Origin of the sequence: Chryseobacterium sp. SIMBA_038, assembly GCF_046535115.1 — a bacterium.
GTDB lineage: Bacteria > Bacteroidota > Bacteroidia > Flavobacteriales > Weeksellaceae > Chryseobacterium.
Genome location: NZ_JAWRXH010000380.1, coordinates 1 through 243, shown reverse-complemented (window position 1 = coordinate 243; position 243 = coordinate 1). Strand labels below are relative to the sequence as shown.

1 pseudogene is annotated in these 243 nt (G+C 44.9%); it reads left to right on the top strand.

Going from position 1 to position 243, the window contains the following annotated elements:
- Nucleotides 1-204 (top strand): annotated as a pseudogene (locus SB689_RS23975) (IS3 family transposase); the annotation flags it as partial.
- Between the last annotated feature and the right edge of the window lie 39 nt (nt 205-243).

The following is a 243-nucleotide window of genomic DNA, read 5'->3' as shown; positions in this document are numbered from 1 at the left end:
ATTGGACCACAGAGAGTGAAATCATCTGCGGATCGATGGCTGAAAGCATACCGGGAAAATGGAGTAGATGGACTTAGCGACAGTAGGGCTAAACACGCTGGACGTCCTCGTGTAAAGGAACTGACTCTAGAGGAAAAGTATGCCCGTTTAGAGGCTCAAAACAATTTATTAAAAGCAGAAAATGAACTGTTAAAAAAGATCCAAATGGCAGAAAGGGGGTTGAAGGGAGGGCTGTAGCCTTAC